The sequence below is a fragment of the Kitasatospora griseola genome, from assembly GCF_044999035.1.
Lineage (GTDB): Bacteria > Actinomycetota > Actinomycetes > Streptomycetales > Streptomycetaceae > Kitasatospora > Kitasatospora griseola.
Map to the genome: position 1 here is coordinate 4683507 of NZ_CP173360.1, position 25447 is coordinate 4708953.

Genomic DNA, 25447 nt, shown 5'->3' on the forward strand with positions numbered 1-25447 from the left:
TGACCGAGTATCGACAGAAAATCGGAAATCCGAAAACAGTGGTCGCCTGATTGTCGTACTGGCACACTGAGGCCTCATGGCTGATGGTCTTCCCCCCGCTTCCGGCGCCGACGGAAGTGGCGTCGAATTTCCCGCGTCCGAGAAGTCGGAGAATCTCCGCACCACGGAGGTCGACCTCGGCGGCCTGGTGGGCGTGCTCGCCACGCACCTCTACTCGACGCCACTGGTGGCGCTGCGCGAACTCGTGCAGAACGCCCACGACTCGCACACCCGGCGCAGGCTGGAGGACCCGGAGGGCGCCTACCGGCCGCTGATCCGGGTGACCGGCGACCCGGCGGCCCGGACGGTGGCGATCGAGGACAACGGGGCGGGGCTGACCGAACCGGAGATCCACGCCTACCTGGCCACCGTCGGCACCGGCTACACCCGGATGCTGCGCGACCTGACGGGCAACCAGGAACTCATCGGCGCGTTCGGACTGGGCTTCCTGTCGGCCTTCTCGGTCGCCGAGGAAGTCACCGTCACCACCGCCTCGCACCGCGAACCGCACCTCGCGCACACCTACCGCAGCCGCGGCGGCGAGCAGTACAGCGTGGAGCCCGCCGCGCCCCGCGCCGCCGCCGGCACCGTGGTGACGCTGCGGCTCAAGCCGGAGCACGCCCACCTCGCCGACGAGGAGGCGCTGCGCGAAGTCCTCGCCCGGTACTGCGTGCTGCTGCCCATCGACGTGTTCGTCGGCGACGACGACCGGCCCGTCAACAACGTCGTGGTGCCCTGGCGGCAGGACGTCACCGGCTCGCCCCACCTGCACCGGATGCGCTTCGCCACCGCGTTCGCCCGCAGCTTCGAACCACTGACGGCCTTCCCCGTGCAGCCCGCCGACGACCGCACCGACGCGGTCGGACTCCTCTGGGTGCAGGACGGCGGGACGTACGGCTCCAGCGACAACCGCGACCTCGCGGTCTACCTGCGCGGCATGCTGCTCGCCGACGACGCCCGCGACCTGCTGCCCAGCTGGGCCGGCTTCATCGGCGGCGTGGTCGAGTCCACCCGGCTCACCCCCACCGCCAGCCGCGAGGACCTGCAGCGCGACGAGCACTACCGGGCGCTCCAGCAGGCCCTCACCGACGCCATCGTCGACGGCCTGTACGAGACCGCCAGGCTGCACCCCGCCGCCTGGCGGCGGATCCTCACCCGGCACGGCCAGGAACTGCTCGGCGCCGCCCTCTGCGACGACCGGCTGTTCACCCTGCTCGCCGACGACGTCCCCGTCCCCACCTCGCAGGGCGAACTCACCGCCGGCGCCCTGCGCGCCGCCGGCTCCGGCGCCGTGCACGTCGCGCTCGGCAGCGGCGGCGGCTTCGAGGAGATGCTGTACCGCGCCATGCAGGTCCCGATCGCCCGCGGCGACCGGTACGCGGTGCTGCCGTTCCTGCGCCGCTACGCGCAGCTGCGGGACTGCCGGATCGTCGAGCTCGGCAGCGAGAGCGGCAACCGCGAACTGTTCCGCGCCCCCGACCTGCCGCTGCCCGCCGAACAGCACGCCTGGCTGAGCGCCGCGCTCACCGACGACGGCGAACAGCTCGTCCCCGCCCGGTTCGACCCGCCCGGGCTGCCGCTGGTGCTGGTCCCCGACCGCGAGGCCGAGCTCAAGGCCCGGATCGAGGACGACCGGGCCGACGCCCGGATCCCGTCCGCCGCGCTGCGCCTGGCCCGGGCGTTCACCGCGCGCACCGACGGCACCGTCAAGGCCCGGCTCTACCTCAACCTGGCCTCGCCCGCGGTGCACGACCTGCTGGCCGCCTACCGGGCCGGCCACACCGGGGCGGCCACCGCCGCCGCGCTGCTGCGCTCCCTGAAGGTGATCATGGCGGCGGCGTCCGGCTCGGCGGTCGGCGACCTGACCGCGGCCCTCGGCGGCGTCTCCACGGCGGTCGCCGCACTCACCGCCGCCGTCCCCGCCGACGGCCTGTCGGTGGTACCCGACACCATCTCCGCAGACACTCCGCAGGGGGACGAGGAACGATGACCACCGACATCTGGTCCTGGGTGCACGACACCCACCGCCAGCTCGCCGAGTCCGGACAGCACCGGCTCGCCGACGCGCTCGTCGAGATCGCCGGCCACGCCGTCGAGGGCCGCAACGAGCAACTCGACGCGATGTACCCCGAGGCGCTCGCCTCGGCCCGGGCGCTCGGCCTGCCCTGGGTGGAGGTCTTCCTGCGGCACTGGCGGCTGCAGAATCTGCTGAACAAGCGCTACCAGGGCGAGGCCGCGATGTCCGAGGCGGTGTCGCTGCTGGAGTTCGCGCACCGCGAGGAGACCGCCTCCTGCCCGCAGTCGGTGTGCGCCGTCCAGGACTTCACCATCTGCCACGCCAACATCGACGGCCCCGGCTACGTGCCCGAGCGGCTCGCCGTGCTGGAGGAGACCCTGGAGCGGGTCGAACCCGCCCGGGCCTGCTTCGACTGCCTGTCCCGGGAGTACGCCGACACCCTGGAGGACGACGGCCGCCCGGCCGACGCACTCACCCACCTCGACCGCGCGCAGACCCGGATCCGGGCGGCCGGCGAACAGGTCTCGCTCTCCTTCGCGCACAGCCGCGCCTCCGCCCTGCACCGCCTCGGCCGGCACCAGGACGCCCTGGACGCCTACGACACCGCCGAACACGCCTACGTCGCCGCCGGGAACCGGCTCGACGACGACGACCGCCGCAAGCTCGCCGTCGGCCGCGCCCTGCAGTTCGCCGCCCTCGGCCGCACCGGCCCCGCGCTCGAACTGCTGCCCGCTGCCGAAGAGGCCGACCGCTACCCCGACATCCGGCACCGCTGGACCGCCGCCGTCGAACTGCTCGTCGCCGCGGGCGAGTTCCCCAACGACGCCGCCCTCGGCGCCCGGCTGGCCGGCTGGGCCGGCGAACTCGACCTGGCCGGCTCCCACCGCCCCTGCCTGGTCCTGGCGCTGGCGGCCGGCCGGCTCGCCCTCGCCCGGGGCGCCCGCGAGGTCGCCCTGATCCTGGCCCGCACCGGCGAACGCAAGCTCGGCCAACTGCGCCGCACCGACGGCGTCGCCGAGCAGGTGGCCGCCCTGCGGGCCGCCGCCGAGGCCCTGCCGCACCCCGAACTGCCCGTCCCCGCCGACGAGTTGCCGCAGTGGCTGGCCGAGAACCGCCCCGAGCCGGAGACCGGCGCCGACCTGCTGGCCGCCGCCCTCGCCGCCGCCGACACCCCCGACACCGTCCTGGTGCTCAACCTGGCCGGCGCGCTCGGCACCCTCGGCCACGCCCGGGCCGTCACCGAACTGCTCTGGGCCCAGCTCGAACTGGACCCCGGCAGCGACTACCTGACCGGCATGCTCGGCGAACTGCTGATCGACGCCGAGGACGGCGACGGCGTCGACCGGCTCGCCGACCGGCTCTCCGCCGCCCCCGCCGACGCGCACTGGCTGCGCGCCCGCTGGGCCGCCGCCCAGGGCCGCTGGGCCGAGGTCGGCGAACAGTGCGCCGCCGTCCTCGCCCACGAGCCGGACGCGCTCAACACCCGCCGGCTGGCGGCGAGCGCCGCCACCCGCCGCGGCGACCACGCCGAGGCCCAGCGGCTCTACCAGGACCTGCTGGAACACGCCCTCGACCCCGCCGAGGCCGGCGAGGACGAGCAGCACCGCACCGTCCAGACCCCCGACCTGTGGCACCTGATCACCGCCGCCACCGCCAACCGAGACTGGCCGGCCGTCCGCGCCGCCGGCGCCCGGCTCGGCATCGAGTTCGACCAGGACAGCGGCCCGGTCGACGAGGAGTGGCAGCTGATCGAGATCCGCGCCCCGCGCCACAACGGCACCACCGTCGACCTCCCCGCACTGCGCACCGGCCCGGCCACCGCCCGGGTGCTGCCGGTGCTCGGCGACGACCACGACCTCAACCACGGCGACGTCGTGGTGTTCGCCCCCGCACTGCTCAACGACCACCCCGAGCCCGGCGAGGAGGAGAGCTGGCACCCGGTCTTCGAGCACCTCGCCCTGCTCGACCCGGCCGGCTTCACCACCTACTGGATCGACGGCTGCTGCCCCGACGACGACACCTGGTACGCCCTGCGCGGCGCCCTCCAGGAGGCCGGGTACGCGGTCTGGGCGTACAGCGGCGACCAGTACCGGATCACCGACCCGCACCACGAGGGCGAGACCCTCCCCGGCGTCTACGCCGCCCTCGGCGTCCCCCCGACCGCCTCCGCCAAGGAGGCCGACGCCCTCCTCACCGACCTCACCGCCGCCTGGCCCCACCCCCTCGCCTGGCCCGCCCTCGCCGAGGCCGCCGGCGCCGACCTGACCCGCCACCGCGAGACCATCGACGCCTACGACCTGTAGGCCGCGCCGCCGCCCGCGGTCCGGTGCTCCCCGGGCCGCGGGCCGCCCCGGCCGGCCGGGAGTTCCGGCGTCGTCGTTGCGGGCCCGCCGGGAGTGGGTACCCCTTGTTCGCTCCTCCGACGGGCATCAGGCAAGGTGGAGCCAGTAGGCAGCCCGACCGGGCGGCTGCCGGGGTGGCGGAGGAAGTGTCGTGTCCGAACGCGAGCCGGAGGGTGCACCTGCGCAGGAGGCGCCGCCCACCGAAGGGCTGCTCGGGCCGGATGTGCCGCCCATCGAACGGCCCGTCAGCGTTCCGCACGCGCCGGAGCCCGCGCAGACCGAGGGGCTGCTCGGGCACGGCCCGGCGGCCGAGGTCGCGGAGGCCGTCCGGGCCCGCAACCCGCTGGCCCAGGACACCCTCACGCCCGAGGAGTGGAACGCGGCCGGCTACACCCCCGCGTACGGCCTGGACCTGAACGAGCTGCACAAGGGCGCCCCCGGGGACGCGCCCTGGCCGGACCGGATGCGGACCCTGCTGCGCACTCCCATGGCCGAGCGTCCCGCGTTCGAGCGGAGCCCGCGCGAGCTGCACCCGTCCGCCGGGGCGCAGGCCCAGCGCAACGTGCCCCGGGTGCTCGACCTGTCGCTGCGGATCGGGGAGCTGCTGCTGGCCAGCGGCGAGGCCGCCGAGGACGTGGAGGCCGCGATGCTCGGCATCGCGCACGCGTACCGGCTGGACCACTGCGAACCGCAGGTCACCTTCACGCTGATCTCGATCTCCCACCAGCCGTCGCTGATCGACCCGCCGGTCACCGCGGACCGGGTGGTGCGCCGCCGCACCTCCGACTACACCCGGCTGGCCGCCGTGTACGAGCTGGTCGCCGACATCACCGCCGAGAAGGTCACGGTCAACGACGCCTACCGCCGGCTCGCCGGGATCCGCCGCAACCGGCACCCGTACCCGGCCTGGCTGCTGTCGCTGGCCACCGGGCTGCTGGCCGGCGCGGCGTCCTTCCTGGTCGGCGGGAGGATAGACGGCAAGGCCTGGCTGGTGTTCGGGGCGGCGTTCGTCGCGGCCGTGGTCGGCGACCGGCTGGCCTCGTTCATCGCCCGCCGCGGGCTGCCGGAGTTCTACCAGTTCGTGATCGCCGCGATGCCCGCCGCGCTCTGCGGCATCCTGCTCTCCTTCAACGAGCTGCACCTGCGCGGCTCGGTGGTGATCACCGGTGGACTGTTCGCGCTGCTGCCCGGACGGGCCATGGTCGCCGCCGTGCAGGACGGCCTGACCGGCTTCTACATCACCGCCGCGGCCCGGCTGCTGGAGGTGGTGTACCTGGTCGCGGGCATCGTCATCGGCGTGATGCTGGTGCTGTACATCGGCGTCAACTACAACGCCAAGCTGCGGCCCGACGAGTCCATCGGCGGCACCAACGCCTCCCCGCCGGTCCAGCTGATCGCCGCGATGGTGCTGGCGCTGGCCTTCGCGATGCTGCTGCAGACCGACCGGCGCTCGCTGCCGATGGTGGTGCTGAACGCCGGTATCGGCTGGTCCACGTACGGGGTGCTGGTCTACAACGCGGGGATCTCCGCGATCGTCGCGACCGGTCTGGCGGCCGGCCTGGTCGGCCTGTTCGGTCAGCTGCTGGCCCGCTACCAGGCGTCCTCCGCGCTGCCGTACGTGACCGCCGCGATGGGCCCGCTGATGCCCGGTTCGGCGCTGTACCTGGGCATGCTGGCATTCGCCCAGGGCCACGCCTCGAACGGGCTGGTGTCCGCCAGCCGGGCCGCGGCGCTGGCGATGGCGCTGGCCATCGGCGTCAACCTCGGCGGCGAGGTGGCCCGGCTGTTCCTGAAGAACCCGGGCGCCAGCGACCGGGACGCCCCGCACCTGCTCATCCCGCGCCGGGCCGCGAAGCGCACCCGCGGCTTCTGACCCGGCCCGGCCGCCCGTACCGAACCGAAGGCTCCACCCGATGCTCAGTGCCCTGCTCGACGGCTACCACCAGCACATCGTGGCGGCCCACAAGCAGCCGCTGTTCCTGCTGCTGGTCGGGTTCATCACCTCCTTCGTGTGCATCCGCTTCAGCACCCGGATGATCCGCGCCCAGGTCCGCTGGTGGCCCGGCAACATCACCCCCGGCGGGCTGCACATCCACCACATGGTGTTCGGCCTGGGCTTCCTGCTGCTCGGCGGCATCGGCGTGTTCGCCACCAACGGCGGCCACCCGTGGATCGACTGGTTCGGCCTGTCCTTCGGCATCGGCTGCGGCCTGGTGCTGGACGAGTTCGCGCTGATCCTGCACCTGGACGACGTGTACTGGAGCGAGCAGGGCCGCAAGTCGGTGGACGCGGTGATCCTCGGCATCCTGATCACCGCGCTGCTGCTCACCGGGTACGTGCCGCTCGGCCTGGTGCCCGGGCAGAGCACCCGGTGGGGGGTGGTCGGAGTGATCGCCGGCAATGCGGTGATGAGCGTGGTCGCGCTGCTCAAGGGCAAGGTGTGGACGGGGCTGCTCGGCATCATGGTGCCCGGCCTGTCCTGGATCGGCGCGGTCCGGCTGGCCCGCCCGTCCAGCCCGTGGGCGCGCTGGCGCTACGCGGACCGCCCCCGGCGGATGGCCCGGGCGAACCGGCGCGAGCGGCGGCTGCACGCCCGCACCGACCGGGCGCGCACCTGGCTGTTCGACCTGATCGCCGGAGCGCCCGACAAGGTGCCGGCCGGCCACCCCAAGGCGCACGCGGTGGCCGAGCGGATGGCCGCCCGGGCGCTGGCCCACCGCCACCCCGCGCTGCCGTCCGGCGGGCGGCGGGCCGTCGCCCCGCCCACCGACCCGGACCGCCGGGCCCGCGCCCAGCGCCGCCGCCGCACCGTCCGGGCCGGGCGGCCGCGCACCGCCGGGACGGGGAAGCCGCCGCAGCGGGCGCGCTGACAATCGGACATCTCACCCGGGTGGTCGCATTTCGATGGCGCTGACCCTCCGTCAGGTCTGAGAATCTGACGGTGCGTGACCGAATTGTCACGTGATGGGACAGTCGGCTCGATTCTTCGCCGGCTGTCGGAACGCGCCGAGGAAGGACCCGTCATGCCGCGCAGGCTCCTCCCCGCCCTCCTCCTCGCCGCTGCCGCCGGGCTCGCCCTGCTGCCCGCCGCGAGCGCCCCCGCCGCCCCTGTTCCCGCCGTCCGGCACGCGGCCGTCCGGCCCGCCGACGACCCGCCCGGCGACGAGGCGTACCCGTCCGCCGAGGAGGTCGCCCGGGCCAAGGCCGCCGCCGCCGCCAAGGCCGCCGCCGCCACCGACCTGGAGGCCCGGCTGGCCGCGGCCCGCACCGAACTCGACCGGGTCGGGCAGGCCGCCGAGCAGGCCGTCGAGGCGTACAACGGCGCCCTCGCCCGGCTCGCCAAGGCCCAGCAGGCGGCGAAGGCCGCCGCCGCCCGCTCCGCCGCCGCCGAGGCCGCCCGCGCCCGGGCCGCCGACCGGGCCGCGGGGCTGGCCGCCGAGATGTACCGGCAGGGCGGCGCGTCCCCGCAGCTCGCCGCGCTGGACGCCATGCTGGGCGCCCGCGGTCCCGGTGAACTGTCCGAGCAGGCCGCCGCGGTCGGCATCGCCGGCGCCCAGACCCGGCAGATCCTCGACGACGCCACCGGCACCGCGAAGGCCGCCGCCCGCGCCGCCGAGGCCGCCCGCGCCGCCGAGGCCGCCGCCCGCACCGCCGCCGACACCGTCCGCACCGCCAAGGACGCCGCCCAGCGGCGGCTCGCCGACCAGGAACGCCAGGTCGCCGAGATCGGCCGGCGCCAGGAGACCCTGCTCGCCGAACTCGCCGCCGCCCGCGACACCAGCGTCGACCTCGAACGCCAACGCCAGGACGCGTTGGAGGAGATCGCCCGCCGCCAGGCCGAGGAGGCCGCCCGCGCCGAGGCCGCCCGCGCCGCCGCCGAGGCCGCCCGGCACCACCCCGTCCCGGACCGCGACCAGCCCTGGTCCGCCGCGGACGCGGCCGCCGCCGTCGCGTTCGCCCGCTCCGTCATCGGCCTGCCGTACATCTGGGGCGGCGAAGGCCCGCAGGGCTACGACTGCTCGGGGCTGACCATGATGGCCTGGCGCAAGGGCGGCAAGAACCTCACCCACTTCGCCGCCGACCAGTACGCCGAGTCCACCCCCGTCAGCTACGACCGGCTCCGCCCCGGCGACCTGGTCTTCTGGACCAAAACCGGCCGCGCCGCCGACATCTACCACGTCGGCATCTACATCGGCGACGACCAGATGATCGAGGCCCCGCGCCCCGGCACCGCGATCAAGCAGGCCAGCCTCTGGATCATGGGCCGCCCCGACTTCTACGCCCGCCCCTGACGGGCACTGTCCAAGGTGCCGGACAGCATCCGGCGCACCGTCGGACGGGTGGCGCGGGCGGGCCGGAAAATTGGGTGACGGGGCCGGGGGGCCGCCGTACGGTGGCCGGATGGGCAATGACGCACAGCACCGCGCCGACCAGGGCATTGAGATCCGGCCGATCACCCGTGACGAACTCACCGTGTGGGACAGGGCGATCGCCCGGGGCTTCCTGCGGCCGCACGTCGCGGTCGCGAAGGAGTGGCGCGAGATCATCTTCGAACCGGGGCGGATGCAGGCGGCGTTCGACCACTCCGACCCGACGCCCGAGGGGCCGCGCTGCGTGGCCACCTTCCTCAGCTTCGACATCGGGCTGACCGTCCCCGGCGGCGCCCGGCTGGCGGTGGACGCGGTCACCGGTGTCACCGTCAACTCCACGCACCGCCGGCGCGGCCTGCTCAGCCGCATGATGCGCAACGACCTGGAGGCCGCCCGGGAGCGCGGGCTGCCCGCCGCGATCCTGATCGCCGCCGAGTACAACATCTACGGCCGTTTCGGCTTCGGCCCCGTTACCCGCGGCGGCGGCTGGCGGGTGGACGTGCTGCGCAGCGGCGGCCTGCGGGCCGGACTGCCCGTCCACGAGGGGCACCGGATCGACTTCGTCACCCTGGAGGAGGTCCGCAAGTACGGCCCCGAGCTGCACGAACGCTGGCAGGGCACGCAGCCCGGCGCGATCGGCCGCCCGGCGCGCTGGTGGCGGGTGCGCACCGGAGACCTCGACCTGCCCGGCTTCGACTGGAAGGAGGGCTTCACCGCCCTCCACCGCACCGCCGACGGCACCGTCACCGGCCTGATCAACTACACCGTCGACGAGAAGTTCGACGGCGCCTACCCGGACTGTCCGCTGAACGTCCGGGACTTCCTCGCGCTCGACCAGCAGACCGCCAACGCGCTGTGGAAGCTCGCGTTCTCCGTCGACTGGGTGCGTCACGTGGTCGTCCCCGAGCTGCGGCCCGACGACCCGCTGCCGCTGCTGCTGAACGACCCGCGCGGCGCCCGCCCGCACGAGGACGACTCCGACTTCACCTGGCTGCGCCTGCTCGACCTGCCCGCCGCGTTCGCCGCCCGCAGCTACCCGGCCGCCGGCCGCCTGGTGCTGGACGTCACCGACCCGCAGGGCTGGACGACCGGCCGCTGGGCGCTGGAGACCGCCGCCGACGGCACCGGCCGACTTGTCCCGACCGAGGACGCGGCCGATCTGGCACTCGGCGTCGGTGCGCTCGGCACCCTCTACCTGGGCGCCGAGACCGCCACCCGGCTCGCCGGCGCCGCACTCCTCACCGAACTCGCCCCGGGGGTCGCCGCCCGGGCGGACGAGCTGTTCCGCCCGACACGTGCCCCCTGGAACCCCGACAGCTTCTGACGGGCCCTCAGGAGGCGGGAGGCTGCTTGACGGCAGTCTTTCCGATGGTCGGCAGAATGAAATCCTGAATGAGCCCCTTGGCGTCCCGGACGATCGGTCGGAATATCCGATAGCGCGACAGATTGATCACCCGGGCCGCCATGGGAGTCGACCGACGGACGAACTCGCGGGTGCGCTCGGTGTCCTCGGTGCGGTCGAAGACCCAGTAGAGGACGACGACCATCAGGTGCAACCACAGGACGTCGGGCAGGAGTTCGACCAGCTCGGCGTCCAGTTTGGGAGCGAGCTCGGACCCTTGGAGGACGTCCCGGAACAGCTCCACCGCGGTGGCCCGGGCCGGGTGCGACTCGTTGGAGAACGGGCTGAGCGAACTGGTCGGATCGGCGGCCGTGCGGAAGAACTGCGCGGAGAACTCGTGGTACGGCGCGGCCGTGTCCAGCCAGGAGACCAGCGCGATCTCCAGCCGCTCGGAGAAGTCCTTGACGCCGGCCATCCGGGCGCGGGCGTCGGCGGCGTGGTCGTACGTCATCCGGTCGTAGAACCCCTGGATCAGGAATTCCTTCGCGGAGAAGTAGTAGTAGGCATTGCCGACCGAGACGCCCGCCTCGGCGGCGATCGCCCGCATCGTGGTCTTCTCGTAGCCGCGCTCCTGGAACATCCGCATCGCGGTCTCCAGGATCAGGGCCCGAGTGGCCTCGCTCTTGTCCGTCTTCGGCTGGGCCCGGCCGCCCGCGAGCTCGCCGGCGGGCGCAGCGCCGCCCGGCTCGTTCCGGTCGCCCGCGCTCTCCACGTCGCCCGACCCCACCGGGCCCCCTCGGGGCCGTTCCCGGTCGATTCCTGGCACCTTCGCCCCGCCTGCCGTTCGCTACGCCCCAGTTGTCTGTGGAGCCGAGTCACTGTGGAACCCGAGCCTAGCCCGGACCGGGACAACTCCGGACCGGGAGGGCGAAACGGCACTCGGCGGACGGCCCCGGTGCCCCCCGACACCGGGCGCGCCACCCCCCGCCCCGGCCTTCCGTCCGCCGTCGGGCGCGCGGACGGATCCCCTCCTCGACCGGGGCCCGACAATTTCGAACGCGTTCAAAACTGTTCGGGGGCGACTCTAGGGCACCGGCTGAACGCGTTCAACCCCCGGTGTGTGGAAGGCTGACGACATGCCCGCCACCCTGCGCGAAGGCGGCGCACCCGACGCCGCCGCCGTCGCCGCCCTGCTCACCGCCAGCCGTCGCAGCGCCTACGCCGGACTCGTCCCGGACGCGGCGCTCGCCGCCGACAGCTCACAGCAGATGCTGTGGGAACTGCGGTTGAGCGCGGACTACGGCCCGCCCGCCGACACCCCCACCCTGCTGCTCGCCGACGACCCCGACGGGACCCTGGCCGCCTTCGCCCACCTCGTCCCGGACGGCCCCGTCGTCCGCCTGGAACACCTGCACGTCCGCCCCGACCGCACCGGCCACGGCCTCGGCGCCCGCCTGCTCCACGCGGCACTCGCCCGCCACCCCGACCGGCCCGTCCGCCTCGACGTCCTGGCCGCGAACCGCCGCGCGATCGCCTTCTACGAACGCCACGGCGGCCGTCGGACCGGCCGCGGCACGGCGCACTTCCCGGACGGGACCGCGCTGCCGGAGTACGAGTACGGCTGGCGCTAGACGAGTAGTTCCGAAGTCAGTCAGTGGTCGTAGGCGATGAGTGAGCGGGTGACGGGTCGGCCGGTGGTGCGGTTGTGCCAGATCGCGCAGGTCATCGCCAGGAGTCGCTGGCCGACCCGGGCGCCGACGCCTTCGATGGTGCGCCCGCCGTGCTGTTCGAGGCCGAGTTGGCCTTTGAGGGTGTCGTTGACGGACTCGATCAGCTGACGGACGGACTTCAGCAGGTGTTCGCCGGGGCGTGGGGTGCTGGTCCGGTAGGACGGTCGCAGCAGTTGGGCGCCGTGCTGGTCGAGGAAGCGGTCGAGTTCGGCGGAGACGTAGCCCTTGTCGGCGAGGATCAGCAGGCCGGGCCGTTCGCGGACGAGGTCGGGTTCGGTCTCGATCAACGCGGCCAGCACCTCGCGTTCGTCGACTTTCGGGCCGGCCAGGGCCCAGGTGACGGGCAGTCCGGCCGGGGTGCACACGAGGTGGAGTTTCAGGCCCCAGAACCAGCGGGAGTGGGATCGGCTGTAGCCGTAGCCGGCCCATCCGGCGAGGTCGGAGCGTCGGACGGTGTCGCGGGAGCGGCCGCATTCGACCGGGGTGGAGTCGGTGATCCACACCGGGTCGGCCCACAGGTCGGTGGCCTTCGCGAGGTCGCGGACGGCCTGCTGGAGCAGGGGCCGGGCGGCACGCAGGCGCTTGTTGTAGGCCGGGCGCTGGGGCAGGTTCGGGAACATGCCGCGCAGGTGGGCGTGGGCGAATCGGATCCAGCGGGCCTCGGAGTGGTGGCCGAGCAGCACTTGGGCCACGGCCAGGCAGACGAGCTCGGAGTCCGTCAGCCGCGGCGGGCGGCCCAACCCCCGTGTTCGGGGCAGGTGATCGTCGATTTGCACGTAGAGTGCGGTCAGGAGGGTGTCCAGCTCTTCGGTCGTCACAACCCGAATGTTGGACACCCTTCCTGCATGCCCGGAGCAGAACCGGCAAACCCAACCGACTTCGGAACTACTCGTCTAGGAGGTGTGACAGCAGGCGGGCGCGAAACCAGGGGCGCTGGGGGTACCCCCAGCGCCCCTGGTGGTGCTGACCCCGCCTTTCGTCCCTCAGGACCTGCGGGCGGCCGGAAGGGCGGCGAGCAGGGCGACGACGGCCGCCACGAAGGGCAGGAGGTAGCCGGTGCCGGGGTCGGCGTGCTGGACGAGGGCGCCGCCGAGCGTCGCGCCGGTGGAGATGCCGACCAGGATCGCGGCGACGGCCAGCGCCATGGCCTCGTTCAGGCGGTGCGGGGGGAGGAGTTCCTGGACCAGCGTCATCCCGCTGATCATGGTCGGCGCGGTGCCCGAGCCCGCGGCCAGCAGCGCCGCGCCGAGGACCAGGACGCCCGCCCCGGACCGGCCGGCGGCCAGTGGGAGCAGCATCAGCGCGGCCATCGCGCCCGCCCCGAGCGCCAGCCGCACCGCGACCGGGCGTCGTGGGCGGATCGCGCCGAACGCCAGCCCCGAGGCGCAGGACCCGGCCGCGACCAGTGCCAGCAGCACGCCGCCGGCGGACTGCCGGCCGAGCGCGTCGGTGTAGGCGAGGGTGGTGACCTCCTGCGAGCCGAACAGCACGCCGGCCGCCAGGAACCCGGCCAGCAGGGCCGGGAAGCCCCGGGTGCCGATCAACGACCTTGCCGCGGAGGAGGGTTGGGCCGGTGCGGCGAGCGGCGGCTCGGTGCCGCGCTGGGCGGCGAACAGCAGGGTGCCGACGGTGCCCAGGGCCCAGGCGGCGAGCAGTCCGGCCTCGGGGGCGAGCGCCGTGCACAGGACCATGCCGAGGACCGGTCCGGCCATGAAGCACAGCTCGTCCAGGGACTGTTCGAGCGCGTTCGCCCGGTGCAGCACGGCGGCGTCGGCCCGGTGCAGGTGCGCCCAGCGGGCCCGGGCCATGCCGCCCAGGTTGGGGCTGCTGCCGGACAGCGCCCAGCACAGGAACAGCGTCCAGTCGGGCGCGCCGGTGCGGACGCACAGCAGCAGCGCGCCCGTCGGCAGCGCGGTGGCGAGGACGGCGGGGACGGCGACCCGGGCCTGCCCGAGCCGGTCGACCAGTCGGCCGAGCAGCGGCAGCAGCGCCGCCCCGGCCAGCACCCCGACCGCGGAGACCGCGCCGGCCAGCGCGTACGAGCCGCGGCGGTCGGCGATCAGCACCACGACGGAGACGCCGTACATCGCCAGGGCGAGCCGCCCGAGCAGGCCGGCCAGGGTGAACGTGAGGGCGCCCGGCGCGGCGAACACCGGGCGGTAGCGGGCGAGCGGCAGCGACAACGCACAACTCCGGGAGTGGGGAGGGGGGATGGCTCCACCCTGGGGCCGGGGCCGGGGCGCGGTCCAACACTTGATCCGTCCGATCGACCGGATTCTGTTGTTAATCTCCCGCCGTGCCCCGTGACCTCCACCCCCGCCTGCTGCGCAGCTTCACTGCCGTCGCCGAGACCCTCCACTTCGGCCGTGCCGCCGAACGGCTGCACCTGGCCCAGCAGGCCGTCAGCCGGGACGTCCAGGCGCTGGAGCGGGAACTCGGCTGCGCGCTGTTCCAACGATCCACCCGCAGCGTCGAGTTGACCGAGACGGGCGCGGCGCTGCTGCCGAAGGCCCGCCGGCTGCTGGAGCTCCAGGGCGAGATCACCGCGCTCGGCGACACCAGGACGCTGCTGGTGGACGTCAACAGCCCCGGCGGCGACCGCGAACTGACCGCCGAGCGGGTGCTGGCCGAGGCTCGCCGGCGTCGTCCGGAGGCCGAGCTGCTGGCCCGCTACTGCGGCGGACTCACCGCTGCTGCAAGGGACTTGGCGGCGCACCGGTTGGACGCCTCGTTCGGGCGGTACGCCGGACTGCCGGCCGCCGTGCGGTCCCGGCTGGCGCACACCCCGGTGCGGCTGGAGCCGATGGCGGTGTTCCTGCCGTTCGAGCACCCGCTGGCGGCGCTGCCCGCCGTGCCGCTGGCCGCGCTGGCCGGGCATCCGGTGGACGTGTTCGCGGGGCAGCCCGACACCGCGGAGTGGACCGACCTCGGCCTGCGGCTGCTCGCCGAACACGGTCTGGTCGCCGCACCCGGCCGCACTCCGCCGGTCGGCGCCGCCGAGTTCGCCCGCTACCTGGCCCGGCACGGCAGCCCGATCCTCACCACCACGGACGGGCCGGACATCCCGGGCGGGGTGGCCCGGCCGTTGGTCGACCCGGTGCCGCTCAGCCTGGTCGGTCTGGTGCACCGGCCCGAGCTGCGTCACCCGGGGCTGGCCGCCCTGCGCGAATCGGCGGTCGAACTCGCCGCCGCGGAAGGCTGGTTGGCGCGGCCGCCGGGGAGCTGGCTGCCGTCGGAGGACGCTGCGCTACTGCGCGGATGAAACGGCGGCGCCCCCGCCGCGGGGGACGGCGAGGGCGATACCGGGGGCCGCGGGGCGGCCGGGACAGGCGGTCTCAGGAGGCTCGCACGGCGGAGATGTCGAGGGTCAGCTTGACCTTCTCGCCGATCAGCACGCCGCCGGTCTCCAGCGCGGCGTTGTAGGTCAGGCCCCAGTCGGTGCGGTCGACCGAGGTGCCGCCCTCGAAGCCGACCCGGTTGGCGCCGTACAGGTCGGTGGCCGCGCCGGTGAACTCCAGGTCGAGGACGACCGGGCGGCTGGTGCCCTTGATGGTCAGGTCGCCGTGCAGGCGGTAGGTGTCGCCGTGGATCTGCTGGGCGGAGGTCGACTTGAAGGTGATCTCCGGGTAGGTGGCGGCGTCGAAGAAGTCGCCGGTGCGCAGGTGCTCGTCGCGCTGGGCCTGGTTGGTGTGGATCGAGGCGACCTTGATCACCAGCTCGGCGGTGGAGGCGGCCGGGTTGGCGCCGTCCAGGTGCAGCTTGCCCTCGTACTCGGTGAACTCGCCGCGGACGTTGGTGACCATCGCGTGGCGGACGGCGAAGCCGATCTTCGAGTGGGTGGAGTCGATGGTGTAGTCGCCGGTCAGGTGGGCGAGGTCCGGGCCCTGGACGGCGGCGGCCGGGGCGGCGGTGGCGGTGTTCTTGCTGCGGTTGAAGATGCCCATGGCTTCTCTCCTTTGCGAGGGTCGAAGCCGTTTGTTGAGGCTTCAACTTGTTGGTGACTTCACCGTACCCCGATCTGGTTCAAGTTTCAACCATGAAGTCCAAATTTGAACCATCCGGGTGGGCGCACCGGTTGTCCCCAGCCTGTGGAGGGCGGTGGAAAACCGGGTGCGCCGGGTGGATCCGGCGGTTCACACTGGCCGCCGAACCCCCCTTCGCCTCCCGAGGAGACTCGTGCAGTCAGCCGTCACCGTGTCGCCGTCCCAGGTCCCCGAGCTGCTGCTCGGACTCGCCACCGTGCGGCCGGTGTTCCTGTGGGGAGCACCCGGTATCGGCAAGTCGTCGCTGGTCAACCAGTTCGCCGACTCGCTCGGCCTGGAGTGCGTCTCGCTGCTCGGCACCCAGCTCGCCCCCGAGGACCTGATCGGCGTCCCGCAGATCACCCCCGAGGGCCGCTCCCGGTTCTGTCCGCCCGAGACCATCGCCCGCGACCAGCCCTACTGCCTGTTCCTGGACGAGCTCAACGCCGCCACCCCGGACGTCCAGAAGGCCTTCTACTCGCTGATCCTGGACCGCCGGATCGGGAACTACGAACTCCCGGCGGGCTCCATCGTGATCGGCGCCGGCAACCGCGCCACCGACGGCGCACTCGCCCGCCCGATGCCGTCCGCGCTGCTCAACCGCCTGGTCCACGTCCACCTGCGGGCCAGCGCCGACGACTGGCTCGGCTGGGCCGCCGGGCACGGCATCCACCCGTGGATCACCGACCACCTCACCGACCGGCCCGACCACCTGTGGTCCAACCCGCCCAAGACCGAGGAGCCGTTCTCCACCCCGCGCGCCTGGCACATGCTCTCCGACGCGCTGCACTCCTTCGGCGCGAGCCTCGACGAGGACACCCTCAAGGTCCTCGCGCACGGCCTGCTCACCCCCGCGCACGCCGTCGCCTTCTGCGGCTACGTCAAGATCGTCCGCAACGCGTACGGCCTGGAGGCCATCCTCAAGGGCGACGCCTCCTGGCCGCGCCGGGTCGAGGACCGCGACCTGCTCTACTACCTCGCCGACTCCTTCCGCGGCCGACTCGTCAAGGAACTGCCCGCCCGCAAGGAGCACGCCTCGCCGACCGTCCGGCAGCACGCCTACCGCTCCAAGTCGCTGCTGGTCCAACTCGCCGAGATCTCCGTCGAGGTCGCCCAGACCGTGATCGCCGACGGCCCCGACGGCAACCCCGTCCTGCCGTCCTGGTTCCTCATCGAAGCCGCCCGCGACCTGCCCCGACTGGTCGAGGCCCGCCGGTGAGCACCCGCCGCCCCGCCGAGAAGAAGCCCGAACAGGACCCGGTCAAGGCCGCGTTCGCCGCCGGACTCGCCAAGGCCCGGTCCAACCCGGCACTCCACGCCGTCCCCGCCACCCTCTGCACCGCCGACGAGGAGGACTGCTCGCTGCACCCCACCACCGGGTGGGTCGTCGTCACCTCCAACGGCACCCTGCACGCCAACCGGCGCCGCCGCGCCGAACCCGAGGAATGGGCCTGGGCCCTCGCCCACGCCCTGCTCCACCTCGGCTTCGGCCACCTCCCCGCCGCCCGCGGCCCCCGCACCCAGCCCGACCGGGCCGAGCTCGCCGCCCGCTGCACCGTCGTCAACCGCTTCCTCGACACCTTCCACGTCGGCCGCGCCCCCGACGACCATCCCGTCGCCTGGCCCGGCGGCGACGAGGAGACCCTCGCCGCCCGCTGGCGCCGCGACGGCATCCCCGCCGAGTACCGGGCCTGCGGCACCGACGGCGACAACCCCGACCAGCTCCTGCACACCTGGTTCGCCAGTGCCGACCCCGAGGACTGGACGCTCGCCTTCGCCCACGCCCTCACCCGCACTGTCTCCGCCGCGATGGACCTGGCGGCCGGCCGCCGCGAACACCTCGACGGCCCACGCCTCCCGCAGCGCCCCTGGGAACGGGCGCTCAGCTGGTTCGTGGCCTGCTACCCGCTGCTCGGCGGCCTCGCCGCCGGCCTCACCCTGGTCGCCGACGCCGAACTCGCCCGGGCCCACGACATCACCGTCGCCGCCGTCAACGCCGAGGCCGGCGAGATCTACCTCAACCCGCTGCGCCGCCACACCGACGAGGAGTGGCGCTTCATCCTCGCCCACGAGATGCTGCACGCCGCCCTCCGCCACGGCGACCGGGCCGGCGGCCGCGACCCATACCTCTTCAACGTCGCCGCCGACTACGTCATCAACGGCTGGCTGGTCGAGATGGGCGTCGGCGAGATGCCCGAAGGGCTGCTCCACGACCCCGAGTTGAAAGGCCTCTCGGCGGAGGAGGTCTACGACCGGATCGTCCGCGACCAGCGCCGCCTGCGCCGCCTCGCCACCCTGCGCGGCAAGGGCCTCGGCGACATCCTCGGCGAACCCCTGCCCCGCGACGGCCACGGCGCCCACGTCGACCTCGACGAGTTCTACCGCCGCGGCCTGCTCCAGGGCTTCGACCTGCACACCCGCGAACGCGGCCTGCTGCCCGCCGGACTCGTCGAGGAGATCCGCGCACTCGCCCACCCCCCACTGCCCTGGGACGCCCGACTCGCCCGCTGGTTCGACGAGTTCGTTCCCCGCCCGGAACCCCTCCGGTCCTACGCGAGGCCGTCCCGCCGGCAGTCCTCCAGCCCCGACATCCCCCGGGCCGGCCGCTACTCCCCTCCGGAGGAGACCCCGCGCTGCACCTTCGGCGTCGTCCTCGACACCTCCGGCTCGATGAGTCGCGTCCTGCTCGGCAAGGCGCTCGGCGCGATCGCCTCCTACGCCGCCGCCCGCGACGTCCCGGCCGCCCGCCTCGTCTGCTGCGACGCCGCCCCCCACGACATCGGCTACCTCCCCGTCGCCGAACTCGCCTCCCGCGTCCGCCTCCGCGGCCGCGGCGGCACCGTCCTCCAACCCGGCATCGACCTGCTCACCCGCGCCCAGGACTTCCCCCCGACGGCACCGGTCCTGATCATCACGGACGCCGAATGCGACGTCGTGCGCGTGCCCCGCCGCGAACACGCGTACCTGATCCCACGAGGGGCGACGTTGCCGTTCACCCCGCGGGGGCTGGTGTTCCACCTGGCGTGAACAGCAGGGAGAGCACAACCAGGGGCGCTGGGGGAGGGTACCCCGGGCGAAGCCGAGGGGCGGAACTGCGCGACGAGCAAGGCCCGTCCGCAAGGTCGCGATCACGTGCAGGTCATTGTCCTGCGTCGCGATCTTGCTGGAGGGTGCCTTCCGCTTCGCGCGGTTCTCCCCCAGCCCTGGCGGGCCGGGAGGTTCCCCCACGCGCCCCCGGTTTCGCGTCCGCCTGCGTTCTCACCCGCAACACCTATCGTGGAGGCCCAGCCAACTCTCGTTCCCGGAGGCCCCGTCCCCATGTACGTCCTGCACGCGTTGTGGCGGGCCGACGGCCGGCTCGGGGTGTGGGCGGAGGATGCGGGGGCTTTCACCGGGCGGACCGTCCAGGGGACGCGGCACCCGTACGCGTGCTCGGCGAGCGAGGTGGCGGGGCTGCTCGCCGCCACCGGCCCGGGGCCTGCGTGGCTCGCCGAGCGGGGGGCCGAGCGGTGGATGAGCCTGCGGTTGCCGACGCTCGGCTCGCGGCCGACGCCGTCCCCGGACCTGCCGGTGGGATCGACCGCGAAGGGGCTGGTGCTGCAGGCGTGGCGGGTGCCGGCGCTGGTGTTCGACCAGGCCGAGGCGGCGCAGCTGCTGGGTGAGCTGTTCGATCCGTACTGGCCCGGGACCACGGTCGAGCTGGCCGACGGCCGGACGGCGGAGCTGGCGTACGGGGCGTCGCTGCGGTGGCTGACGGCGGTGCACGACCTGGCGTGGCGGCTGGTGGGACGGGGTCGGGTGCTGCCCGCGCTGGTCGAGGAGGCGGGCGGGTGGGCGGCGCGCTGGCGTCCCGCGCCCGACGGTCCGGCCGGCCGGGAGGCCGCCGCTCTCGCGGCCGGTTGCCCGCCGATCGCCCGTGCGGAGGACGGCGCCGAACGCACCGGCACCGCCCTGTTCACCGCCGTCCTGGACGCCCTCACCGACCACGAGACCCGCGCCGCATTCAAAGCTGACGAATCGTCAAAAGCAAAACCGCGCAACGACCTGGACGGCTGGCTGGCCGCCCTGCGCAGCAGCGACCCCCGCCTCCCCGCTCCGCCCGACCCCGAGTCCGCGTCGCGGCTCGCGGCGTGGACCGCCGGCACGGAGCCCACCGGTGAGGTCCGGCTGGCGTTCCGACTGGCGGAGCCGCTGGGGACGGCGCCGGACGATCCGGAAGGGGCCGCCCCGGACGAGAACTGGCGGTTGGACGTGCTGGCCGGCCCCGCGGACCGGCCGTCGCTGCTGCTGCCGGCGGCCGAACTCTGGTCGGACGGACCGGGGTTCGCGGCGTTGAGCCGCAGTCTCGGCGACCCGGTGGAGGCGTACCTCGCCGAACTCGACCGGGCCGCCCGGCTCTGTCCCGAGCTGCGCGCCGCACTGCACCGCACCCGGCCCACCGGCGTGGACCTGGACCGGGCGGGCGCACTGGCGTTCCTGCGGGACGCCGCCCCGTTGCTGACCGCCGCCGGGTACGGCGTGCTGCTGCCCGCGTGGTGGCGCCGTCGCCCGCGGCTGGGTCTGGCCGCCACGGCGCACAGCGGTCCGGCGCCCGGTGCGGTGAAGCGTGCCGCGCAGGCGGACCGGGATGCCGTGGTGGACTTCCGCTGGCAGCTCGCGGTGGGCGAACAGCCGCTCACCCAGCAGGAGTTGGACGAGCTCGCGGGGGCCCAGCAGGGCCTGGTCCGGCTGCGCGGCCAGTGGGTGGAGGTGGATGCGGCCCAACTGGCCGCCGCCCTGCGGTTCCTGGCCGCCCGCCGGGACGATCCGCAGCTGGACGCCGCGACGCTGCTGCGGCTCGCCCTGGACGACGGCGCGGTGGTCGACGGGCTGCCGGTCACCGTCGTGCACGCGGACGGGCCGCTCGGCGACCTGCTCGCGGGCCGCCTCGGCCGCCTCCCGGGCGCTCACCGCACCCCGCCCCCGCCGGGCTTCGCCGGCGAGCTGCGCCCGTACCAGGAACGGGGATTGGCCTGGCTGGACGCCCTCGGCCGGCTCGGGCTGGGCGCGGTGCTGGCCGACGACATGGGCCTCGGCAAGACCGTGCAGACCCTCGCCCTGCTGGCCCTGGAGCAGGTCCGCGGCGCCCGCGGCCCCGTCCTGCTGGTCTGCCCGACCTCGCTGGTCGGCAACTGGCAGCGGGAGGCCGCCCGTTTCGCGCCCGCCCTGCGCGTGCACCTGCACCACGGCCCCGACCGCACCGCCCCCGACCCGGCCGCCGACCTGGTGATCACCACGTACGGGGTGCTGCAGCGGGACGCCGCCGTGCTGCGCGGGATCCGCTGGCGGCGGGTGGTCGCGGACGAGGCCCAGCACATCAAGAACCGCGGCTCCCGGCAGTCCCGGGCGATCCGCTCGCTGCGCTCCGGCCCGCGGATCGCGCTCACCGGCACCCCGGTGGAGAACCGCCTGGCGGAACTGCACGCCGTCCTGGACTTCGCCAACCCGGGCCTGTTCGGCACCGCCGAGTCGTTCAAGGAGCGCTACGCCGTCCCGATCGAGCAGTCCGGCAACCGGGAGGTCGCCGCCCGGCTCCAGCGACTCACCGGCCCGTTCCTGCTGCGCCGCCTGAAGAGCGACCCCGGGATCGGCGAACAGCTGCCCGCCAAGCAGGAGTTCACCGTCCGCTGCAACCTGACGCCCGAGCAGGCCGGGCTCTACCAGGCGGTGGTCGCCGACCTGCTGCGCCGCCTGAACGGGGTGCGCGGCGTGGAGCGCAAGGGCGCGGTGCTGGCGGCCCTCGGGCGGCTCAAGCAGGTCTGCAACCACCCCGCCCAACTTCTGCACAACAACTCGCCGTTGGGCGGCCGCTCGGGCAAGGTCGAGCGGCTGGTCGCGCTCCTTCGGGAGGCCCTGGCGGAGGGCGACCGGGTGCTGGTGTTCACCCAGTACGCCGAGTTCGGCACGCTGCTCCAGCCGCACCTGCGCCGCCGCCTCGGCGCCCAGGTGCTCCACCTGCACGGCGGCCTGTCCGCGTCGCGCCGGCAGGAACTCGTCGACCGTTTCCAATCCCCGGACGGGCCAAGGGTGTTCCTGCTGTCGCTGAAGGCCGGCGGGACCGGCCTCAACCTGACCGCCGCCAACCAGGTGATCCACCTCGACCGCTGGTGGAACCCCGCCGCCGAGGACCAGGCCACCGACCGCGCCCACCGGATCGGCCAGCGCCGCGAAGTCCAGGTCCGCCGTCTGGTCTGTGTCGGCACCGTGGAGGAGCGGATCGCCGAACTCCTCCAGGCCAAGCGAGAATTGGCCGACGCCGTGGTCGGCGTCGGGGAACAGTGGCTGACCGAACTGCCCGCCGAGCAGCTGCGCGAACTGCTCACCCTGTCCGCCGACGCCGTGGGGGAGTGACACCATGACGGACCGCCCCGCCGACTCCGACCGCCCGCTCGACCAGTGCCTGGACGCCTTCTGGCAGGGCGGGTTCACCCTCCGCCCGGCCGACGCCCCGGTGGAGCGCCCGGACCCGGCCCTCGACCACCTCGGCCCGAGCGGCCTCACCGTCCGCGGCCGCGACTTCGCCGAGCTGCTGGCCCCCGACTACCGCCGTCTGGTGGAAGGCGGTTGAGGGCTCAGCCGAGGAACTCGCCCACCAGCCGGGCGAATTCGGCCGGCTTCTCGACCCAGGGCCGGTGCCCGACGCCCGGCAGCACCTCCAGCCGGGCCCGCGGGTGGTGCGCGGCGGCCAGCCGGGCCGGGGCGGTGCCGATCATCCCGTCCAGCTCGCCCGCCACCACCAGGACCGGAACGCCGACCGGGGCGGCCTCGCCCGCGCCCGCGTAGAACGCAGCCCGCATCCACGGCGCGACCGGGGCCGACGCCGGATCGAAGGCCTCGGCGCGCGCCCTCTCGTCCCAACTGCCCCAGAAGAACGGGGTGATGCGCGCGAGCAGCTCCGCCGGGTCGCCCTCCCCGGCGGCCAGCAGGGCCGCCGCCCGCGCCGCGTCCGGGTACCAGGGCCGGTCGGCACGGCCGGCCCGGATCGCCGCGAGCTCCGCCTCGTCCGGCTCCCGGGCGCCCCGCCCGACCGGGGTCACCAGCACCAGGGACCGTACCCGGTGCGGGAATTCGGCGGCGTAGCGCTGCGCGGTGAGGGCGCCCGCGGAGTGGCCGAGCAGGTCGAAGGAGTCCAGCCCGAGGTGCTCGCGCAGCGCCTCCAGGTCCTTCGTCTGCGCGCCGAACGCGCAGCTCGCCCGGTCGGCGGGCTCGGCGGACCGGCCGCTGCCGCGCGGATCGAACCGGATCAGCCGGCGGTGCGCGTCCAGGCCGCCGAGCGCGCCCAGGTAGCGGGCGTCCGCGCCCGGACCGCCGGGGATCGCCACCAGCGGTGCGCCGTCGCCGAGTTGCTCGTAGTGCAGGGCGGTGCCGTCGTGCGCCGGAAAGATCGTCATGCGGCGGATGCTGCCACGCGGCGGACCGGTGCGGCCCGGAATTCCACGCCTCGGTCAGAGCAGCCCGTGACCGGCCAGGACCAGGCGCAGCCCGGCAGCGCCCCGGTGGTGGTGGCCCAGCATCCTGAGGGCCTCGGCGGCGGCCGCGTTGCCGGCGCTGTCGTCGACGAACAGGCAGCGCCCGGGCGGGACGTCGGCCCGCGCGGCGGCCGCCAGGTAGACCCGGGCGTCGGGCTTGGCCGCGCCGAGGCGGGCGGTGTTGACCACCGCGTCGACGGCCGTGTCCAGGCCGAGCGCGGCCAGGTCGGCCTCCAGCCGGGTGGTGCCGTTGGAGACCAGCAGCACCGGCACGCGCCGCCGGGCTGCGGTGAGCAGCGCCAGCACCTCCGGGTCCACCCGGGACGGCTGCCGCCCCCAGGCGGCCACCGCGGCGTGGGCCCGCTCCACCGAGCCGCACACCGCCACCAGGTCGTCCGCGACGGCCGCCCGCCACTGCTCGTCGGTGACCTGCCCGGTGACGGCGGGCAGCAGGCGCTCCTCCCGGAACGCCGCGCCCGCGACGGTGCCGGGCGGCAGGCCGCAGGTCGTGTCGACCTCGGCCAGGTCGTCCCAGATCCGCAGCACCCCGTCCAGGTCGCACAGCACCGCGTCGATCCGTCGTTCCGTCATCGCGTCCCCCTCCGTCGCGGCACGGACGTTACTCCGTCGGGGCGGACGAGGCCGGACGGCGCTGCGTGCACCCGCTAGCAACCTGCTTGCAAGAGCAAGCGGCGGGGTGCAGACTGCAGGTATGGCATCACTGAACGTGGGCTCGCTCGGCGAGTACATCCGGGAGCAGCGGCGGAACGCGCAGTACTCGCTGCGGCAGTTGGCCGACGCCGCCGGGGTGTCCAACCCGTACCTGAGCCAGATCGAGCGCGGGCTGCGCAAGCCCAGCGCGGAGATCCTTCAGCAGATCGCCAAGGCGTTGCGGATCTCGGCGGAGACGCTGTACGTACAGGCCGGGATTCTGGAGGAGCGGGACGAGCAGGGACCGGGCCTGCGGGCCGCGATCCTCGCCGACCCGCAGATCAACGAGCGGCAGAAGCAGGCCCTGCTGGCGGTCTACGAGGCCTTCCTGAAGGAGAACCAGACCGCCCGCCCGGCCGATGCCGCCGCCCACCCGACCGACCCCGCGTGACTTGACCAAAGGACCCGACATGCCGATCAGCGACGACCTCAAGAAGACCCTCACCGACCCCACCCCGCTGTACGCCCTGGCCGGCGCCGGCGACCTGGCCTACGAGAAGCTGCGCGAGGTCCCCGGCCAGCTGGAGGCGCTCGCCGCCGACCGCAAGGGCACCCAGGACAAGGCCGCCGCCGCCCTGCAGGACGCCGGCAGCAAGCTGGTCGAGGCGCAGGCCAAGGTCACCGAGGCGGTCACCGCGCTGCCCGTCGACGTGAAGGAACTCCAGGCCAAGGCCCAGGAGTTCGCGATGCAGCAGGTCGGCCGGGCGCTGGAGTTCGCGGTCAAGGCCAAGGAGGTCTACGACGAGCTCGCGGTCCGCGGCCGCACCGTGGTGGACGCCGCGAGCCCCCGCCCGCAGGAGGGCGGCGCGGTCGTCGAGGCGGACGCCGAGGAGGTCGTGATCGCCGAGGTCGTGGTCGACGAGCCCGCCGTCGAGTCGAAGCCCGCCGCGAAGAAGCCCGCCCGCGCCCGCAAGGCCGCCGACTCCGAGTGAGCGCCGGCCGAGGGGAACGGCACACCGCCGAGGGCCGTTGATCCGGGCAGTGCCCGTGCCAGGATGGAAGAGACAGTGAGGAGCACCAGGTGCAGATCGCGTACATCGATCTTCTGAACCCGTTCTGGTGGCTGGCCACGGCGATCATCGGCTACAAGGCGTTCGCGTTCGTGGACGCGGCGATCCGCCGGGACGACGCGTACCGGGCCGCCGACAAGAAGACCAAGGGGTTCTGGCTGGTCGTGCTCGGCCTCGCGCTGGGCGCGGACCTGCTGTTCGGCGCCAACCCGCTGACCGGCCTGCTGACGCTGGTCGGCCTGGTCGCCGCGATCGTCTACGTGGTGGACGTCCGCCCGGCGATCAAGCTGCTCACCGACGGCCGCGGCCGCGGTCGCAACCCCGGGCCCTACGGCCCCTGGTGAGACCCTCGCACG

General features: G+C 74.2%; 21 protein-coding genes. 15 read left to right on the forward strand and 6 right to left on the reverse strand.

Features of this window, described 5'->3' with window-relative positions; genetic code table 11:
- Window positions 1-76: 76 nt before the first annotated feature.
- From ACI1MP_RS21325 to ACI1MP_RS21350, 6 genes are all read left to right on the forward strand, one after another.
- A complete protein-coding gene (locus tag ACI1MP_RS21325) occupies window positions 77-2029 on the forward strand; it encodes an ATP-binding protein (RefSeq protein WP_404869259.1) in 1953 nt (650 codons plus the stop codon).
- Window positions 2026-4359, forward strand: coding sequence for a tetratricopeptide repeat protein (locus ACI1MP_RS21330; protein WP_404869260.1), 2334 nt, complete (start codon window positions 2026-2028; stop codon window positions 4357-4359). Before ACI1MP_RS21325 ends, ACI1MP_RS21330 begins: the two co-directional genes overlap by 4 nt.
- A gap of 190 nt (window positions 4360-4549) precedes the next feature.
- The gene (locus ACI1MP_RS21335; protein ID WP_380335858.1) at window positions 4550-6271 is read left to right on the forward strand and encodes a threonine/serine exporter ThrE family protein; all 1722 of its coding nucleotides are present in this window, start codon (window positions 4550-4552) and stop codon (window positions 6269-6271) included.
- 40 nt (window positions 6272-6311) lie between these two features.
- Window positions 6312-7268 (forward strand): hypothetical protein, encoded by a 957-nt coding sequence (locus ACI1MP_RS21340; protein WP_380335861.1) that lies wholly within the window; start codon window positions 6312-6314, stop codon window positions 7266-7268.
- Window positions 7269-7421: 153 nt separating this feature from the next.
- Complete coding sequence (locus ACI1MP_RS21345; RefSeq protein WP_404869261.1) at window positions 7422-8690, forward strand: C40 family peptidase; 1269 nt, start codon at window positions 7422-7424, stop codon at window positions 8688-8690.
- 109 nt (window positions 8691-8799) lie between these two features.
- Window positions 8800-10092: a GNAT family N-acetyltransferase gene (locus tag ACI1MP_RS21350; RefSeq protein ID WP_404869262.1), complete on the forward strand. Its 1293-nt coding sequence runs from the start codon at window positions 8800-8802 to the stop codon at window positions 10090-10092.
- Window positions 10093-10099: 7 nt separating this feature from the next.
- Here ACI1MP_RS21350 and ACI1MP_RS21355 read toward each other — a convergent pair whose 3' ends face one another.
- Window positions 10100-10897 (reverse strand): TetR family transcriptional regulator, encoded by a 798-nt coding sequence (locus tag ACI1MP_RS21355; RefSeq protein WP_404869263.1) that lies wholly within the window; start codon window positions 10895-10897, stop codon window positions 10100-10102.
- 349 nt (window positions 10898-11246) lie between these two features.
- On the opposite strand from ACI1MP_RS21355, the gene ACI1MP_RS21360 reads away from it, so the two are divergent.
- Window positions 11247-11741, forward strand: a complete 495-nt coding sequence (locus ACI1MP_RS21360) for a GNAT family N-acetyltransferase (protein WP_404869264.1) — start codon at window positions 11247-11249, stop codon at window positions 11739-11741.
- 20 nt (window positions 11742-11761) lie between these two features.
- On the opposite strand, the gene ACI1MP_RS21365 is transcribed toward ACI1MP_RS21360, so the two are convergent.
- Window positions 11762-12658 (reverse strand): IS982 family transposase, encoded by an 897-nt coding sequence (locus tag ACI1MP_RS21365; protein ID WP_404868813.1) that lies wholly within the window; start codon window positions 12656-12658, stop codon window positions 11762-11764.
- A 165-nt stretch (window positions 12659-12823) separates the two neighbouring features.
- The gene (locus ACI1MP_RS21370) at window positions 12824-14023 is read right to left on the reverse strand and encodes an MFS transporter (RefSeq protein ID WP_380335876.1); all 1200 of its coding nucleotides are present in this window, start codon (window positions 14021-14023) and stop codon (window positions 12824-12826) included.
- 113 nt (window positions 14024-14136) lie between these two features.
- Here ACI1MP_RS21370 and ACI1MP_RS21375 point away from each other — a divergent pair, with 113 nt between their 5' ends.
- A complete protein-coding gene (locus ACI1MP_RS21375) occupies window positions 14137-15102 on the forward strand; it encodes a LysR family transcriptional regulator (RefSeq protein ID WP_404869265.1) in 966 nt (321 codons plus the stop codon).
- A 73-nt stretch (window positions 15103-15175) separates the two neighbouring features.
- Here the strand turns inward: ACI1MP_RS21375 and ACI1MP_RS21380 are convergent, their stop codons facing one another.
- The gene (locus ACI1MP_RS21380) at window positions 15176-15784 is read right to left on the reverse strand and encodes a YceI family protein (protein WP_043914951.1); all 609 of its coding nucleotides are present in this window, start codon (window positions 15782-15784) and stop codon (window positions 15176-15178) included.
- A 232-nt stretch (window positions 15785-16016) separates the two neighbouring features.
- Here ACI1MP_RS21380 and ACI1MP_RS21385 point away from each other — a divergent pair, with 232 nt between their 5' ends.
- From ACI1MP_RS21385 to ACI1MP_RS21400, 4 genes are all read left to right on the forward strand, one after another.
- Window positions 16017-17081, forward strand: a complete 1065-nt coding sequence (locus tag ACI1MP_RS21385; RefSeq protein ID WP_380335883.1) for an ATP-binding protein — start codon at window positions 16017-16019, stop codon at window positions 17079-17081.
- Window positions 17078-18889, forward strand: a complete 1812-nt coding sequence (locus ACI1MP_RS21390) for a DUF2201 family putative metallopeptidase (protein WP_404869266.1) — start codon at window positions 17078-17080, stop codon at window positions 18887-18889. Before ACI1MP_RS21385 ends, ACI1MP_RS21390 begins: the two co-directional genes overlap by 4 nt.
- A gap of 291 nt (window positions 18890-19180) precedes the next feature.
- On the forward strand, window positions 19181-22252 hold the full coding sequence (locus ACI1MP_RS21395; protein ID WP_404869267.1) for a DEAD/DEAH box helicase: 3072 nt from the start codon (window positions 19181-19183) through the stop codon (window positions 22250-22252).
- 4 nt (window positions 22253-22256) lie between these two features.
- Window positions 22257-22469 carry a hypothetical protein gene (locus ACI1MP_RS21400; protein WP_404869268.1) on the forward strand — a complete coding sequence of 71 codons (213 nt, stop codon included), beginning with the start codon at window positions 22257-22259 and terminating at the stop codon, window positions 22467-22469.
- 4 nt (window positions 22470-22473) lie between these two features.
- Here ACI1MP_RS21400 and ACI1MP_RS21405 read toward each other — a convergent pair whose 3' ends face one another.
- Together ACI1MP_RS21405 and ACI1MP_RS21410 are read right to left on the reverse strand one after the other, a co-directional pair.
- On the reverse strand, window positions 22474-23292 hold the full coding sequence (locus ACI1MP_RS21405) for an alpha/beta fold hydrolase (RefSeq protein WP_404869269.1): 819 nt from the start codon (window positions 23290-23292) through the stop codon (window positions 22474-22476).
- A 54-nt stretch (window positions 23293-23346) separates the two neighbouring features.
- Window positions 23347-23961 carry an HAD family hydrolase gene (locus tag ACI1MP_RS21410; protein WP_404869270.1) on the reverse strand — a complete coding sequence of 205 codons (615 nt, stop codon included), beginning with the start codon at window positions 23959-23961 and terminating at the stop codon, window positions 23347-23349.
- A 121-nt stretch (window positions 23962-24082) separates the two neighbouring features.
- On the opposite strand from ACI1MP_RS21410, the gene ACI1MP_RS21415 reads away from it, so the two are divergent.
- From ACI1MP_RS21415 to ACI1MP_RS21425, 3 genes are all read left to right on the forward strand, one after another.
- Entirely contained in the window at window positions 24083-24472 is a 390-nt protein-coding gene (locus ACI1MP_RS21415; protein WP_043914940.1) for a helix-turn-helix domain-containing protein, read from the forward strand.
- Window positions 24473-24491: 19 nt separating this feature from the next.
- Window positions 24492-25013, forward strand: coding sequence for a hypothetical protein (locus tag ACI1MP_RS21420; protein ID WP_100588266.1), 522 nt, complete (start codon window positions 24492-24494; stop codon window positions 25011-25013).
- A gap of 89 nt (window positions 25014-25102) precedes the next feature.
- Window positions 25103-25435 (forward strand): DUF2516 family protein, encoded by a 333-nt coding sequence (locus ACI1MP_RS21425; RefSeq protein WP_229848452.1) that lies wholly within the window; start codon window positions 25103-25105, stop codon window positions 25433-25435.
- Window positions 25436-25447: the final 12 nt, after the last annotated feature.

Coding starts and splice junctions, on each gene's coding strand:
- ACI1MP_RS21405 (WP_404869269.1), bottom strand. CDS start 23,292: ATGACGATCTTTCCGGCGCACGACGGCACCGCCCTGCACTACGAGCAA.
- ACI1MP_RS21420 (WP_100588266.1), top strand. CDS start 24,492: ATGCCGATCAGCGACGACCTCAAGAAGACCCTCACCGACCCCACCCCG.
- ACI1MP_RS21415 (WP_043914940.1), top strand. CDS start 24,083: ATGGCATCACTGAACGTGGGCTCGCTCGGCGAGTACATCCGGGAGCAG.
- ACI1MP_RS21340 (WP_380335861.1), top strand. CDS start 6,312: ATGCTCAGTGCCCTGCTCGACGGCTACCACCAGCACATCGTGGCGGCC.
- ACI1MP_RS21410 (WP_404869270.1), bottom strand. CDS start 23,961: ATGACGGAACGACGGATCGACGCGGTGCTGTGCGACCTGGACGGGGTG.
- ACI1MP_RS21330 (WP_404869260.1), top strand. CDS start 2,026: ATGACCACCGACATCTGGTCCTGGGTGCACGACACCCACCGCCAGCTC.
- ACI1MP_RS21325 (WP_404869259.1), top strand. CDS start 77: ATGGCTGATGGTCTTCCCCCCGCTTCCGGCGCCGACGGAAGTGGCGTC.
- ACI1MP_RS21395 (WP_404869267.1), top strand. CDS start 19,181: ATGTACGTCCTGCACGCGTTGTGGCGGGCCGACGGCCGGCTCGGGGTG.
- ACI1MP_RS21380 (WP_043914951.1), bottom strand. CDS start 15,784: ATGGGCATCTTCAACCGCAGCAAGAACACCGCCACCGCCGCCCCGGCC.
- ACI1MP_RS21345 (WP_404869261.1), top strand. CDS start 7,422: ATGCCGCGCAGGCTCCTCCCCGCCCTCCTCCTCGCCGCTGCCGCCGGG.
- ACI1MP_RS21360 (WP_404869264.1), top strand. CDS start 11,247: ATGCCCGCCACCCTGCGCGAAGGCGGCGCACCCGACGCCGCCGCCGTC.
- ACI1MP_RS21400 (WP_404869268.1), top strand. CDS start 22,257: ATGACGGACCGCCCCGCCGACTCCGACCGCCCGCTCGACCAGTGCCTG.
- ACI1MP_RS21350 (WP_404869262.1), top strand. CDS start 8,800: ATGGGCAATGACGCACAGCACCGCGCCGACCAGGGCATTGAGATCCGG.